This is a genomic window from Bacillus sp. FSL E2-8887 (assembly GCF_038007205.1).
GTDB classification, from domain to species: domain Bacteria; phylum Bacillota; class Bacilli; order Bacillales; family Bacillaceae_G; genus Bacillus_A; species Bacillus_A mycoides.
The window spans coordinates 1-15,356 of sequence record NZ_JBBOWS010000001.1 but is presented as its reverse complement, the minus strand read 5'-3'; the positions used below and the strand labels follow the sequence as shown (position 1 = coordinate 15,356).

General features: G+C 37.0%; 14 protein-coding genes and 2 riboswitches. Of the genes, 3 read left to right on the top strand and 11 right to left on the bottom strand.

Features of this window, described 5'->3' with window-relative positions:
- Positions 1-32: 32 nt before the first annotated feature.
- The 6 genes from NSQ08_RS00070 to groES all read right to left on the bottom strand — a co-directional run bounded on the left by NSQ08_RS00070 (position 33) and on the right by groES (position 7,981).
- The gene (locus NSQ08_RS00070; RefSeq protein ID WP_002140173.1) at positions 33-1,538 is read right to left on the bottom strand and encodes a sensor histidine kinase; all 1,506 of its coding nucleotides are present in this window, start codon (positions 1,536-1,538) and stop codon (positions 33-35) included.
- The gene (locus NSQ08_RS00065; protein ID WP_002029454.1) at positions 1,522-2,223 is read right to left on the bottom strand and encodes a response regulator transcription factor; all 702 of its coding nucleotides are present in this window, start codon (positions 2,221-2,223) and stop codon (positions 1,522-1,524) included. The genes NSQ08_RS00070 and NSQ08_RS00065 overlap by 17 nt, the downstream gene beginning before the upstream one ends.
- A gap of 145 nt (positions 2,224-2,368) precedes the next feature.
- Positions 2,369-3,694 (bottom strand): NCS2 family permease, encoded by a 1,326-nt coding sequence (locus NSQ08_RS00060; protein WP_002029453.1) that lies wholly within the window; start codon positions 3,692-3,694, stop codon positions 2,369-2,371.
- 128 nt (positions 3,695-3,822) lie between these two features.
- Positions 3,823-3,924: riboswitch (purine riboswitch) on the bottom strand.
- A gap of 155 nt (positions 3,925-4,079) precedes the next feature.
- A complete protein-coding gene (guaA, locus tag NSQ08_RS00055) occupies positions 4,080-5,618 on the bottom strand; it encodes a glutamine-hydrolyzing GMP synthase (protein WP_445685251.1) in 1,539 nt (512 codons plus the stop codon).
- 165 nt (positions 5,619-5,783) lie between these two features.
- A riboswitch (purine riboswitch) is annotated at positions 5,784-5,885 on the bottom strand.
- 139 nt (positions 5,886-6,024) lie between these two features.
- Positions 6,025-7,659 carry a chaperonin GroEL gene (groL, locus tag NSQ08_RS00050; protein ID WP_002029451.1) on the bottom strand — a complete coding sequence of 545 codons (1,635 nt, stop codon included), beginning with the start codon at positions 7,657-7,659 and terminating at the stop codon, positions 6,025-6,027.
- A 37-nt stretch (positions 7,660-7,696) separates the two neighbouring features.
- On the bottom strand, positions 7,697-7,981 hold the full coding sequence (gene groES, locus NSQ08_RS00045) for a co-chaperone GroES (protein WP_002009985.1): 285 nt from the start codon (positions 7,979-7,981) through the stop codon (positions 7,697-7,699).
- 402 nt (positions 7,982-8,383) lie between these two features.
- Here groES and NSQ08_RS00040 point away from each other — a divergent pair, with 402 nt between their 5' ends.
- Together NSQ08_RS00040 and NSQ08_RS00035 are read left to right on the top strand one after the other, a co-directional pair.
- Positions 8,384-9,133 carry a CPBP family intramembrane glutamic endopeptidase gene (locus NSQ08_RS00040; RefSeq protein ID WP_002063533.1) on the top strand — a complete coding sequence of 250 codons (750 nt, stop codon included), beginning with the start codon at positions 8,384-8,386 and terminating at the stop codon, positions 9,131-9,133.
- On the top strand, positions 9,130-9,321 hold the full coding sequence (locus NSQ08_RS00035; protein WP_001246201.1) for a YdiK family protein: 192 nt from the start codon (positions 9,130-9,132) through the stop codon (positions 9,319-9,321). The genes NSQ08_RS00040 and NSQ08_RS00035 overlap by 4 nt, the downstream gene beginning before the upstream one ends.
- 29 nt (positions 9,322-9,350) lie before the next feature.
- Here the strand turns inward: NSQ08_RS00035 and NSQ08_RS00030 are convergent, their stop codons facing one another.
- A complete protein-coding gene (locus NSQ08_RS00030) occupies positions 9,351-9,980 on the bottom strand; it encodes a redox-sensing transcriptional repressor Rex (protein WP_000372704.1) in 630 nt (209 codons plus the stop codon).
- 187 nt (positions 9,981-10,167) lie between these two features.
- Between NSQ08_RS00030 and NSQ08_RS00025 the strand changes: the two genes are divergently transcribed.
- Positions 10,168-12,090, top strand: a complete 1,923-nt coding sequence (locus NSQ08_RS00025; RefSeq protein WP_106389216.1) for an ABC-F family ATP-binding cassette domain-containing protein — start codon at positions 10,168-10,170, stop codon at positions 12,088-12,090.
- 413 nt (positions 12,091-12,503) lie between these two features.
- Here NSQ08_RS00025 and tsaD read toward each other — a convergent pair whose 3' ends face one another.
- Genes tsaD through tsaE form a run of 4 tightly spaced genes read right to left on the bottom strand, consistent with a single transcriptional unit; the run spans position 12,504 to position 15,123 of the window.
- Entirely contained in the window at positions 12,504-13,520 is a 1,017-nt protein-coding gene (tsaD, locus tag NSQ08_RS00020) for a tRNA (adenosine(37)-N6)-threonylcarbamoyltransferase complex transferase subunit TsaD (protein ID WP_340770041.1), read from the bottom strand.
- A complete protein-coding gene (rimI, locus tag NSQ08_RS00015; RefSeq protein WP_002063534.1) occupies positions 13,520-13,963 on the bottom strand; it encodes a ribosomal protein S18-alanine N-acetyltransferase in 444 nt (147 codons plus the stop codon). The genes tsaD and rimI overlap by 1 nt, the downstream gene beginning before the upstream one ends.
- Positions 13,964-13,976: 13 nt before the next feature.
- Positions 13,977-14,669, bottom strand: coding sequence for a tRNA (adenosine(37)-N6)-threonylcarbamoyltransferase complex dimerization subunit type 1 TsaB (tsaB, locus tag NSQ08_RS00010; protein ID WP_002091610.1), 693 nt, complete (start codon positions 14,667-14,669; stop codon positions 13,977-13,979).
- Positions 14,650-15,123: a tRNA (adenosine(37)-N6)-threonylcarbamoyltransferase complex ATPase subunit type 1 TsaE gene (gene tsaE / locus NSQ08_RS00005; protein WP_002009995.1), complete on the bottom strand. Its 474-nt coding sequence runs from the start codon at positions 15,121-15,123 to the stop codon at positions 14,650-14,652. Before tsaE ends, tsaB begins: the two co-directional genes overlap by 20 nt.
- Positions 15,124-15,356 lie beyond the last annotated feature (233 nt).

Here is a 15,356-nt window from a genome sequence, read left to right as displayed (position 1 = left end):
GCCTTTTTATCCTATAACATTCTATTCATTTATTATTTTTCTATAATTGGTAATGAAACGATGAACTGAACGATCCCGTCCTCATACTCAGCTCGAATACTACCACCTTGCAACTCAACAATACTTTTCGCAATAGCTAATCCGAGCCCCGAACCTTCTGTTACTCTACTTCTAGATTGATCTTTCTTATAAAACCGTTCAAACAAGTTCCCTAACTCTTCTCTCGTAAACTCTTCACTATGATTCGCAATAACAATTTGTATATTCCTGCGCTGCCTTTGAAGAGAAACTTTTATCTCTCCGTCATCTTTACTATACTTAATTGCATTCATTAGTAAGTTGTCGAATACACGAACCATCTTTTCCGAATCAATCATCGCATATGCACGTTCCTCAGGAAACTTCTTAACAAACATAAGCCCATGCTCTTCCGCTTGTGGTACTAACTCTTCTATTAATTGATCAAGTAACTCATTTACACACACTTCCTGTTTTTCTAATACAACTTGTTCATTCGTTAACTTCGTATACTCAAATAAATCTTCTATTAAATTCTTTAACTGCTCCGACTTTGCAAAAGCAATTCTCGTATACTCATCATGTTGTTCTTTATTTTCATATTTAGAATCTCGAAGTAATCGCAAGTAACCCATTATAGAAGTCAGTGGTGTACGTAAATCGTGAGATACATTCGTAATAAGCTCATTCTTTTGCTTCTCTAATTTACGTTCCTTTTCTATATTATTCATAAGCTCTTCCGCCATATTATTAATATTCTCAGTTAAAGACGCAATCTCATCTTCACCTTTTTTCTCAATACGGTACGCTAAGTTTCCTTTTTCTATTTCCTTTACACCTTGTGCCATCGCTTCAATTTGCTTCATCTTTCTCTTTGTTATATAGAAGAAAGAGAAAATAAATACAAGTACACCTATGAAAAACGGAAACGGTCCTTCTTGCGTATCATATATTACTTCACCTTCTGGAATCCCACTAACAAACATGTATAAATTCTTATCTTCTATTGTAATAGGTGCAAAAGCTATAAATTCTTTTCTCGTACTTTCAAATTCTTTTCTACCATTCATATAATTAATCGCAAACGACGATGCATTACGAATTGTATTATGCAAATCAATTTGCTCTTCTTGCGCCTGCTTCGTTTTATATAAAACTTTACCGCTCTCGTCAGCGACCAACACTTTTAAAGCTCTAGAGTTTTGTTCTAAATTTTGATTCTCTATTTCAATCATAGTTGATATAGCTTCTAATTTATTTTCATGAACTGAACTATTTGCCACACTTTGAGCTTGTTGATTAATTTGTTCCATACCAACCCGATAATCGATCGTCGCCTCTCGATTCGCATTCTCAAAAAACGGTGCTGCTGCCTTCGCTGACAAAATCCCTAACAACGCACAAGCAGTAAACGCAGTAATAAGTTGAATTCGTATACTCCGTTTCACACTCTTCACTATCTTTCCAATTAATTCTCGAATTTTCCTAACATAAGTAAATGGATTAAATATCTTTTTCAATCTTATACCCCACTCCCCATACTGTTTTTATATATATTGGCTTCCTTGGATTCTCCTCAATCTTTTCACGCACTTTCCGAATATGAACCATTACCGTGTTATCCGACTGGAAAGATCTTTCGTTCCAAACCTTTTCATAAATTTGTTCCGCACTAAAGACCATCCCCGGATTACGGACTAGTAATTCTAAAATTGAAAATTCCCTCGGGGTCAGTTTCACTTCTTCTCCATCCACAATGACTGTATGAGTGGAGATGTTTATTTTCATCTCTCCAATTTCTAACTCGTCCTCATTTTGAATAGCAAAGCCATTCATTTTCATATAACGACGTAGCTGCGATTTAATTCTTGCGATTAACTCTAACGGATTAAACGGTTTTGCTACATAATCATCTGCACCTGTTGTTAATCCTAAAATTTTATCCATATCTTGCGTTTTTGCCGAAAGCATAATAATCGGCATTTCCTTCGCTTCCCTTACTTTCATACACATATGAATACCATCTACTTTCGGCATCATAATATCTAATACGACTAAGTGCACTTCATTTTCTTCTAATATACGTAACCCTTCTTCTCCGTCCCCTGCTTGCAGTACTTTATATCCTTCGTTCTTTAAATAAATTGTAATAAGGTTCCTAATTTCTTTTTCATCATCTACGACAAGTATTGTTTCCCCAGCCATACTATCTCCCCCATCACTTTTTTAATCCCTAACTTCTATTATAAGAAAACTTCTGAAGAAAAACGCTCGGAAATCCTTAAGATTTTCTGAAGACGCAAAAAAGGTCTAGACTCCCCTCAAGTCTAGACCTTTCAAAAAACCCCTTTTATTTACGAACGTAGATGAAATATAGTACGAATAAAACTCCCATAACATACATAATTGGATGAATCTCTTTACGACGACCACTCACAACCATTGTAATTGGATAGAAGATAAACCCGATTGCAATTCCTGTTGCGATACTATACGTAAGTGGCATTGAAATGATAGTAAAGAATGCTGGTACTGCAATCTCGAATTTCTTCCAATCAATTTCGCCTAAAGATGAAACCATCAAGATCCCTACAATAATTAATGCTGGCGCTGTTACAGCTGGTGTCACAACACTTAATAGTGGTGAGAAGAATAGCGCTAGCAAGAAGAACCCTGCTGTTACAACTGCTGTAAATCCAGAACGTCCACCCGCTGCTACCCCTGCAGAAGATTCAATATAAGACGTTGTTGTTGATGTACCTAGAATTGCACCAATTACAGTTGCAATCGCATCTGCAAATAATGCTTTTCCTGCACGTGGTAATTTATTGTTCTTCATTAATCCCGCTTGATTTGCAACGGCTACAAGCGTACCTGCTGTATCAAAGAAATCGATAAAGAAGAACGTTATAATAACAATCGCCATTTGAACAGTAAAAATGTCTCCAAAGTGAGTTAACGCCATACCGAACGTCGGTTCTAGACTCGGTATTGCTCCCACCACAGCTTTCGGAGTATCAATTAATCCTGTTGCTACTCCTAAAATTGCCGTAAGAATCATGCCGTAGAAAACAGCACCATTTATTTTCTTAATCATGAAGATGATTGTAATAACAACTCCGAAAATTGCTAATAACGTTGTGCCCTTCGTTAAATCCCCCAATCCAACAAGGACAGCATCATTCTTTACGATAATTCCGGCATTTTGGAATCCAAGGAAGGCAATGAATAATCCGATACCCGCCGCTACTGCAAACTTTAACTCTACTGGAATTGCATTAATAATTTTTTCACGAATACCTGAAGCAGTAAGAATAATAAAGATAATACCTGACATTAATGTTCCAGCAATCGCCGTTTGCCACGGAATTCCCATCGTTAACACCGCTGTATAAGCAAAGAACGCGTTTATTCCCATACCTGGCGCTAAAGCAATCGGATACTTCGCAAATATCCCCATAATTAACGAACCAATCGCCGCTGCTAATGCTGTAGCAACGAATACTGCACCTGGATCCATTCCTGTACCTGCCGGTAATCCTTTAACATTTCCAAGCGACAGCGTAGCAGGATTGACAAATAGTACGTAAGCCATAGATAGAAATGTCGTTAAACCTGCTATGAACTCTGTTTTATAATTTGTGCCGAGTTCATCAAACTGAAAATAGCGTTTCATCTTACGTTTCCCCCGTTATATGATTACTCGCCGTATTTCACCCTAGCCCTCTTTTATCTATAAAAATAAAAAAGGCTTCCATTGCATATACATGGAAGCGTTCTATGAATAAAGACAAGTTTCCCCTCATCTTTATCAAAACGCCTCGTAGTCAAGCCATTTACGGTAGCTAGGTAGAAACTTTCGGGCCATATCCCCGATATTATACGACGGCATAATATTCACTTTTCGTTTGAATTACATACTCATATTAACTCGAGGAGGTGGTTTTGTCAATTTAAAAACGAACATTTTTATAAACTTTTATATTTTCGTTCGTATTAAGGGTAAAAACAAAAAGATCCATCTATACATGAACGATAGATGGATCTTTTTTATTACAATACTATTCCCACTCAATAGTTGCTGGTGGCTTACTCGTTATATCATACACGATACGGTTAACGTGTTTTACTTCGTTTACGATACGTACAGAGATTTTCTCTAATACGTCCCAAGGGATACGTGCCCAGTCAGCTGTCATACCATCGATAGATGTTACTGCACGGATACCTACTGTGTAATCGTAAGTACGCTCGTCACCCATAACACCTACGCTACGCATACCAGGAAGCGCAGTGAAGTATTGCCAAACTTCGCGGTCTAATCCTGCTTTTATAATTTCTTCACGTAAAATTGCATCAGATTCACGAACGATTTCTAATTTCTCTTCTGTAATTTCACCTAATACACGAATACCAAGTCCTGGACCTGGGAACGGTTGACGCCATACGATTTCATCAGGAATTCCTAGTTCTGATCCTAATACACGTACTTCGTCTTTAAATAAAGTATTTAAAGGCTCAATTAATTTGAACTGCATGTCTTCTGGAAGTCCACCAACGTTATGGTGAGATTTAATTGTTTGTGCAGTTGCTGTACCACTTTCAACGATGTCCGTGTAAAGTGTACCTTGCGCTAGGAAGTCCATTCCTTGTAATTTAGAAGCTTCATCATCAAATACGTAAATGAATTCATTACCGATGATTTTACGTTTTTTCTCTGGATCTTCTACACCTTTTAACTTGTTCATGAAGCGCTCTTGTGCATCCACTTTAATAACGTTCATATGGAAGCCTTCGCTAAATGTTTTCATAACACCTTCTGCTTCATCTTTACGAAGTAAACCGTGGTCCACGAAAATACATGTTAATTGGTCACCAATCGCTTTATGAATTAATACTGCTACAACAGAAGAGTCTACACCGCCACTAAGTGCGCATAATACTTTTTTGTCTCCAACAGTTTCACGGATCTTCTCTAATTCTACTTCGATAAAGTTCTCCATGTTCCATCCTTCAGAACAACCACATACGCCGAATACGAAGTTTTTAATTAAATCGTTTCCGTGCTCAGAGTGACGTACTTCTGGGTGGAATTGTACACCGTATAAGTTTTCCCCTTCATTGCTCATACCAGCAATTGGACAAGACTCACTTGTTGCATCTACTACGAATCCTTCAGGTAAACCAGTTACTAAGTCACCATGGCTCATCCATACAACTTGCTCTTCTGGAAGGTTCGCATATAATTTTGATTCGTTCTCTACTTTAAGAACAGCTTTTCCATACTCACGGTGGTTTGCACGTTCTACTTTACCACCGAAGTGTTGTGTCATAAGCTGCATACCGTAACAAATACCGAAGATCGGTAATCCTAGTTCAAAGATTTTTTCATCACAATGTAATGCGCCTTCACCGTATACACTATTTGGTCCACCAGAGAAGATAATCCCTTTTGGATTCATTGCTTTAATTTCTTCTGCAGTAATTGTATGTGGATGAAGTTCACTGTATACACCGAACTCACGAATTCGACGTGCTATTAACTGATTGTACTGACTCCCAAAATCTAAAACGATAATTGTATCATGCTGCTTCTTCAAAATAATCACCCCAACGTTAGTTCTCGTATATAAATATTTTCACCAATTTGGCGAAAAGCATTACTAATATAATAAAAAAAGCCAGTCCTCCGCCTCTAGTCTCATGACAAAGAAAAGGCAGGGGTCTGGCTTTATAAAGAAAGATAGTCTTCCGCTCTTTATAAATATAAGACGCACTGCCTTCATAGTCAGGTTGTTTACGGTAACCCGGTAGAGACTCTCAAACCATATCATCGAGGATATATGAAGGATTGTTTTATATTATCTTCCTAGATTCTAACAATGAAGTATCGATATGGTCAAGAGAGAAAGCGACAAAATTCTACAGAAATTATTTTCCTGCGCTCAAAAACATAAAAAAACATCCACTTCTATATAGAAGTGGATGTTTTTCGGGAGAACGGAATTACATCATTCCGCCCATACCACCCATGCCCATGCCGCCCATGTCAGGCATTGCTGGTGCATTTGGTTCTGGCTTGTCAGCAACTACAGCTTCAGTTGTTAAGAACATAGCTGCAACAGATGCTGCGTTTTGAAGTGCAGAACGAGTTACTTTAGCTGGATCTACGATACCAGACTCAAGCATGTTAACCCATTCGCCAGTAGCTGCGTTGAAACCAACGCCTACTTTTTCGCCTTTTAGACGCTCTACAACTACAGATCCTTCTAGACCAGCGTTGATTGCGATTTGACGAACTGGCTCTTCTAGTGCACGAAGTACGATGTTGATACCTGTTGCTTCGTCGCCTTCAGCTACGATAGAAGCTACTTTTGTGTATACGTTCATAAGTGAAGTACCACCACCTGCAACGATACCTTCTTCTACTGCTGCACGAGTTGAGTTAAGTGCATCTTCAATGCGAAGTTTGCGCTCTTTTAACTCAGTTTCAGTTGCTGCACCTACTTTAATTACTGCTACACCGCCCGCAAGTTTAGCAAGACGCTCTTGTAATTTTTCACGATCGAATTCAGAAGTAGTTTCTTCTAATTGCGCGCGGATTTGACCGATGCGAGCTTCGATTTGTTGTGAATTTCCAATACCTTCAACTACAGTTGTGTTTTCTTTCGTTACAACAATTTTACCAGCACGTCCTAAAGATTCAACTGTAGCAGATTTTAAGTCACGTCCTAATTCTTCAGTGATTACTTCGCCACCAGTTAAGATTGCGATATCTTCTAGCATTGCTTTACGACGGTCACCAAATCCAGGAGCTTTAACAGCAACTACATTGAATGTACCACGAAGTTTGTTCACTACTAATGTAGCTAACGCTTCGCCTTCTACATCTTCAGCAATGATAAGAAGTGGTTTACCTTGTTGTACCACTTGCTCTAATACTGGTAAGATTTCTTGGATGTTAGAAATCTTTTTGTCAGTAATTAAAATGTATGGGTTATCAAGAACTGCTTCCATTTTGTCAGAATCAGTAATCATGTAAGGAGATGCATATCCACGATCAAATTGCATACCTTCTACTACGTCTAATTCTGTTGTGAATCCTTTAGATTCTTCTAAAGTAATAACGCCGTCGTTACCAACGCGCTCCATTGCTTCAGCGATTAATTGACCTACTTCTTCGTCAGCCGAAGAAATAGCAGCTACTTGTGCGATAGAAGATTTACCTTCGATTGGTTTAGAAATCGCTTTTAATTCTTCAATTGCAGCAGTAACAGCTTTTTCGATACCTTTACGAAGACCCATTGGGTTTGCACCAGCTGTTACGTTTTTAAGACCTTCACGAATCATAGCTTGCGCTAATACAGTTGCAGTTGTCGTTCCGTCACCAGCTACATCGTTTGTTTTGCTAGCAACTTCTGCTACTAATTTCGCACCCATGTTTTCGAATGCATCTTCTAATTCGATTTCTTTTGCGATTGTTACACCGTCATTTGTAATAAGTGGTGAACCGAATTTTTTCTCAAGTACAACGTTACGACCTTTTGGTCCAAGCGTTACTTTTACTGCGTTTGCAAGAGTGTCGACACCGCGAAGCATCGAACGACGTGCTTCTTCACTAAATTTAATATCTTTTGCCATAATAATTGACCCCCTTGGATTTTTAAAATGTATATAATTAACCGATAATTGCTAAAATGTCACTTTCACGTAAAATCAAGTAGTCTGTACCTTCGTATTTCACTTCAGTACCTGCATATTTTGAGAAGATGATAAGATCACCTGCTGCTACCTCTAAAGCAACACGCTCACCATTTTCAAGCACTCGGCCTGTACCTACTGCAATAACTTTACCCTCTTGTGGTTTTTCTTTTGCAGTTTCTGGTAATACAATACCACTTGCTGTTTTTTCTTCTGCTTGAACAAGTTCAATTACAACGCGATCACCTAATGGCTTTAGCATGAACAATAACCTCCTCATTTTGTTATGTAAATTTTATTTATTAGCACTCAAGTCACACGAGTGCTAACACACTTCTAATAATAAATAATCTCAATTTCTTTTGCAAGTAAAAAAATCATAATTTTTTCGCAAATTACTTTATGCACTTTCCTATATATCATTACTTCTTCTACTGCCTTTACTATATGAATCGTTGTTCCCACTTCTTGTATGTTACAATATGAAAGACACCCTAAGTTGTTTTCGCTAAACGTACAACTTTTTCCTGTCTCCTATTTTATTTTCAAATACTTATTTACAAAAAAAATATAATTCAAATGAAAGTTTATATCGTAGGTAGCATATTTACATGTTATCCTACCTTATCTCATACACTAGAGTTAGAAAGGATGGTTAAACCATTTGAAGAAACAATATTGGTGGATTATCGTTACATACATTTTAATGCAGTTATCTGGAATTGTTGGCTTACCACTACTCCTAAAAACAGGGCTCTATGATAATAGAGGATTTACCATGGAGGAAAAAGGTCAAATCATAACGGGACATTGGGCAATCATTAGCTTCTTTGTTGCATTATGTATCGTGCTTTGGTTACTTAGAATAGATATTCGTGACAGGCATTTAGATAAAATGCGTGTTACGATCCCAGCTACAGTTGGTTGGATTATAATCGGTATTCTCTTAGCTTTCTCTTCCCAAATAATTGCCGGTATGATCGAAATGCGTCTACTAGGAATTAAACAAGGTTCGGAAAATACAATGAAGCTGATGGAAATTGCAAGAACGACACCTTGGTTCCTCATTGTTGTATCTATAATCGGACCTATCTTAGAGGAAATCGTATTTAGAAAAATTTTATTTGGCACACTTTATAAGAGATTTAATTTCTTTGTTGCTGCTATCATTAGTTCACTTGTATTCGCGGCGATTCATTTTGATTTTACTCACTTATTGGTATACACTTCTATGGGGCTCGTATTCGCCTTTTTATATGTACAAACGAAACGCATTATCGTTCCTATAGCAGCCCATGTGGCAATGAATACATTAGTCGCTATTGGACAAATTTTTATGAGCAATGAGCAAATTCAAGAAATGATTAAAGAAGCTGAAAAAATGCAAGGCTTTATCGGAGGATTTTTAGTATGAGAAACTCACCATTGTTCATGGCTGCATTGTACTTTCTTCTTGGATGTATCTTTACACGCTTCGCCATTACGAACGTAACAGATACAATCTGGAATATGTGGACAATACTATTTGCAGTTATGGCAACAATTGATTTTAATTTGGCACTTCGCCTTATCTTAGTTAAATTCACAAAGAAAAAACAATAATAAAACGCAGAGGTCATCTCCTCTGCGTTTTATTGTGGATAATTCTTCAAAAAGTAAACAAGAGTTTGTAACTCTACAGCTAAATCAATGTGATGAATCCTTATATTCTCTGACACATTTAAGCGTGCTGGTGTGAAATTTAAAATACCATGCACGTTCGTTTCTGCCAATCTATCTGCCACAGATTGCGCTACTGTAGCGGGTACCGTTAATATTGCCACTTGTATATCAGTTGATAAACGTTCTTCTAGTTCATCCAAATGATATACAGGAATGCCTCCGATTTCTGTCCCAACTTTCTCTTCACTAACATCAAACGCCATTTCAATTTTTGTATTATTGTTTTTCGTGAAATTATAATGTAAGAAAGCGGTCCCTAAATTACCTACTCCAATAAGTGCCACGCGTGTTATATCATCTTGGTCGAGTGTTTCACGGAAAAATGATAATAAATAATTTACGTTATATCCATATCCTTTTTTCCCTAACGCTCCAAAATATGAAAAATCTCTTCGAATAGTTGCGGAATCAACCTTTACCGCTTCACTCAATTCGGCTGATGAAACACGTTGCTTACCAGAAAGAGATAAGTTTTGGATAAATCGATAGTATAGAGGCAATCGTTTGGCAGTGGCCTGTGGAATTTTTTGCTGATCCATATAACCTCTCCTCTCTTCCTATCTTTATTCTTATACTTGAATCAAATACAGAAGTTTAGTACTCATGAATTTCCTTGTATAATAAAGAGAAGAAGTATTCTCTCTTTATTTTAAACTATACACTATTTTTAGTATGATTGAGAAATATAAACATGGCAAAGTTAAGAAATTATTTGAGGTGAAAACATTGATATTATTACAAGTGAATGGGCTTTCGAAATTATACGGTGCAGAAACGATTCTTGCAAACATAAAATTGGAAGTACAAACAAAAGATCGTATCGCATTAGTCGGACGAAATGGAGCTGGAAAATCTACATTATTAAAAATAATAGCTGGCGAGTTATCTCATGATGGTGGTGAAATTATAAAACCGAAAGATGTCTCAATGGGGTATTTAGCTCAAAATACCGGATTAGAAACGTCTTTAACAATTTGGGATGAAATGTTAACCGTCTTTACACACTTGCAGCAGATGGAGACAAAACTTCGAAGGCTAGAGCAAGAGATGGGAAAAGAAGAAAACTTTTCAAATGCGGCTATATATGAGAAATTATTAGCTGATTATGACCAATTACAATTAGATTATAAAGATCAAGGCGGCTATCAGTACGAAGCGGATATACGCTCAATTTTAAGCGGTCTTGGCTTCCTAGTTGAAACGCATCAGACGAAAATTTCCACATTAAGTGGTGGACAAAAGACTCGATTAGCTCTCGGGAAATTATTATTAACTAGACCAGACTTACTTATTTTAGACGAACCTACAAACCATTTGGATATTGAGACACTAACATGGCTTGAACAATATTTACAAGGCTATCCTGGCGCGATTTTAATCGTTTCCCATGACCGTTATTTCTTAGATAAACTTGTTACACAAGTATACGAAATTTCTAATAAGGAAAGCCGACGATTTGTTGGTAACTACAGTAAATATTTAGACTCAAAATCAGCTCTATACGAGCAAGAAATGAAGCGTTATGAAAAACAACAAGATGAAATTTCTAAACTGGAAGACTTTGTACAAAAAAATATAGCTCGTGCATCTACGACAAAACGCGCTCAAAGTCGCCGTAAACAATTAGACAGAATGGAAGTATTAACTAGACCATTAGGCGATTCTAAATCAGCTTCCTTCCACTTCGATATTGAAAAACAAAGTGGAAATGATGTTTTACAAGTGAAAGATGCAACTATTGGCTATTATCAGGAACCGATTATTGAACATGTAAATATGCGCTTAACTCGCGGTGACAGTGTTGCCTTAGTTGGGCCAAACGGAATTGGAAAATCTACATTATTAAAATCCATTGTGAATAAGTTACAGCTATTACATGGAAACGTTGCTTTCGGCTCAAGTGTATCTGTTGGTTATTATGATCAAGAACAAGCCAACTTAACATCTTCGAAGCGAGTTTTAAATGAATTATGGGATGAATATCCCCTGCAGCCTGAAAAAGAAATTCGCACTATACTAGGCAACTTTTTATTCACAGGGGATGATGTACTCAAACCAGTATCTTCTCTTAGTGGTGGACAAAAGGCTCGACTAGCTCTTGCAAAACTTATGATGCAAAAATCCAATTTATTAATTCTCGATGAGCCAACAAACCATCTTGATTTAAATAGTAAAGAGATTTTGGAGAATGCTTTAATTGATTACCCAGGTACTCTTCTATTCGTCTCTCATGACCGCTATTTTATTAATCGCGTAACGACAACCGTTGTTGAGTTATCAACAGAAGGTGCACAAGAATATTTAGGTGATTACGATTATTACGTTGAAAAGAAAAATGAAATGATTGAACGTGCGGAACTAGAGCAAGAAGATGAAGTACCTGTTCAAAAAGTGGTGGCACAAGAAAAATTAAATTATCTCGAAGAAAAAGAACGTAAACAGCTAGAGCGTCAACGTACTCGAAAGATTGAAGAACTGGAACAAAATATCGTAGGCTTAGAAGAAGAAATTGCTACGTTAGAAGATCAGCTTTGCTTACCAGAAATATATGCAGATTATGAAAAGGCTAGTGAAATTACAACTAAAAAGCAAACACTGCAAGAACAGCTTGAAGCTTGTATGGCAGAATGGGAAGAACTGCATATATAAGAGAATTTAAAAGAGGAGGATGTCTCATAAGTCGGGCTTTTTGACGAGATGACCTCCTTTTTATTTTCTTTTTTGGAATCAATACCATAGTAAATAAAATTATATAACCGATTCGACAAGGATTGACAATAGTAGCACCTTATATAATAAGAGGAGGATGTTTCAAAATGTTTTTTGGACATCTCTTTGTTTTTTATTTCCCAAAAAAGAATTTCTTCAAAGGTCAGACTTCCTCCATGTTATCCACAAGGTTATACACATATCCACCTTTATAATATAAACTTTCAAATAACTTTTCCACATTATCCACAACTACATAAAAAGTTATACACATTTTATGTACACAAAAAAACCCAAATTATCAACAGATAATTCGGGTTTTATCCACAAGCTGTGGTTAATTTTGTGTATAACTATGCTTCAATATCTAATCCTGGATTTGCATTTAAAGCTAATGTAGCGCGTTTTCCTTGTTCGTATGCAATTGTACCTGCAGCCGCAATCATCGCTGCATTATCTGTGCATAAAGATAGAGGAGGAATAATTAGCTCTATATTTTCTTTTTGTGCAAATTCTGCTGCTAAAAGTGCACGAAGCCCTTTATTAGCAGCTACTCCACCAGCAAGAAGCACTTGTTTTACATTGTAAGCATCTGCTGCACGAGACGCTTTCGTTACAAGTACATCTATTACACTTTCTTGGAAACTTGCTGCTAAATCTTCTGGTGCAATTTCTATACCGCGCTGTTTTGCGTTATGCACAGTGTTGATAACTGCTGATTTCAATCCACTAAAGCTGAAATCATACGAATCAGGTTCTAGCCACGCACGAGGCAAATCAATTGTTGGTTTTCCTTCATGTGCAAGGCGATCAATATGAGGACCACCTGGATAAGGCATTGATAATGTACGAGCTACTTTATCGTAAGCTTCTCCTGCCGCATCATCTCGCGTTTCACCAATCACTTCAAATGAACCATGTTCTTTCATATAAACAAGCTCCGTATGTCCACCGGATACAACAAGCGATAGTAACGGGAATTGTACTTCTTTTACTAAACGATTCGCATAAATATGACCAGCAATATGATGAACACCAACTAGAGGGATATCATGAGCAAAAGCCACAGCTTTCGCTGCATTTACACCTATTAAAAGTGCTCCGACTAAACCTGGGCCTTCTGTTACAGCAATTGCATCAATATCCTCAAAAGTGATATTCGCTTCTTTTAAAGCTTCTTCTAACACAACTGTGATTTCTTCTACATGATGACGGGATGCAATCTCTGGTACTACTCCGCCAAAACGCTTATGACTTTCAATTTGCGATGCAACGACATTCGCAATGATTTCCGTTCCATTTTTAACAACTGCTACAGCTGTTTCATCACAGCTTGTTTCAATACCAAGTATAATCGTATTTTTTTCCATTATATATTCACCCACATTACAAGACCATCTTCCTGATTGTCTGCATAGTATCGTTTACGAATCCCACCATTTTGAAATCCGTATTTTCTGTATAACTGCTTTGCTACTTCATTTGACATGCGTACTTCAAGTGTCATTGTTTTTACTCCTAAACCTTTCGCTTCGGAAATGACTTCTTTCAATAAGGCATCCCCTAGCTTTTGACCTCTGTATTCCGGCAGGATAGCTATATTTGTTACATGTGATTCATCAATAATTATCCACAATCCACAATATCCAATTACGAGACCATCTTTTTCTAACACGACATAATGTGCATGTTCATTCACCTCTAATTCACGGTGAAAGGCATCCGCAGTCCAAGGGGTTGAAAAAGATGCTTCTTCAATAGCTACAATTTGAGCAATATCATCGAGTGCCATCTTTCTAAATATCATATCCATCTTCTGTAGGCCCCTATTGTTTTTGACTTTCTAACCATTTTGTTTCAGCTTCAGCTAAACGAAGATAGCTAGGAACAAACGTATGCACGTCTTGTTCTTCTTTTTGTAATCCTAAACATGCTAATTCACTTGGTCTCGGGTTATTCTTAGTGAACGGAGCAAATACAGCTTGATCACCTAAATATTCTACAATTGTTTCTTTATGCAATTTAACATCGTTACCAATAAATAAAACAGGCTGTTCTTTATCTTTTAACATTTGCAACCAGTCAACAATAAGAATAATTCGGTCTTCTTCTATTGAAGTTATACGCTCTCCTTCATATGTATATAACCCCGTGTAAATTTGACCACGTCGGCCATCAAATAAAGGACAAATTAGTCCATTAAAATTAGTACCATTTGCAGCCACCACTTCCAAACTTGATACACCTACAATTGGTATTTGAAGTGACCAAGCTAATGTTTTTGCCGCTGTCACACCTATACGAACACCTGTATATGATCCCGGTCCAGCTGCTACAACAATTTTAGTCAATTCTTTCGGTTTTACACCGCATTCTTTTAACAGTTTCTCTACAGCTGGCATAAGACGTACAGAATGGTTTTTTGTTAAATTTGTAATGATTTCCCCAATCACGTTCCCTTCCTCAATAAGGGATACACCCATTACGTAATTTGAAGTATCAATTGCTAGTACTTTCATCTTGTAATAGCTCCTCACATAATCTAATATAGCGATCTCCAATTGGCTCGAGTACAATTTTTCTTGTATCATCTCCAGCATGGAATAAACTAATTTGCAACTTCTCATTCGGTAAATATGCTTCTATTAAATGAGCCCATTCTACTACTGTGATCCCTTCACCATAGAAATACTCATCAAATCCTAAATCTTCTTCACTTTCCGCTAAACGATACACATCCATATGATATAGCGGTAATCTTCCTTTATATTCTTTAATAATATTGAAGGTAGGACTATTTACGACTCTTTTCACTCCAAGACCTTTTGCTAGTCCTTTCGTAAAAGTCGTTTTGCCAGCTCCAAGATCACCTTCTAAAATAATTACATCTTTTTCTTTTACAAGTCTCCCTAATTTTTCTGATAATCGCTGGGTTTCTTCGGAAGATTTTGTTGTTATTTCATATTTACTCACAGACTTCACCTACTTTACTCACAATGTTCTCTGCTCTTTATTATACAGGTTTTAAATATATAAAAAAGTCCTTAGGAGTTTTCCTAAGGATAGTTTGACTGTCTTTATTAGTTTTTTGTTAAAACAAATAAAAAAATACGAAACAACTTGTTTCGTTCTTTTCTTTATATAAAATGGCGGTCCCGACCGGGGTCGAACCGGCGATCTCCTGCGTGACAGGCAGGCATGTTAAC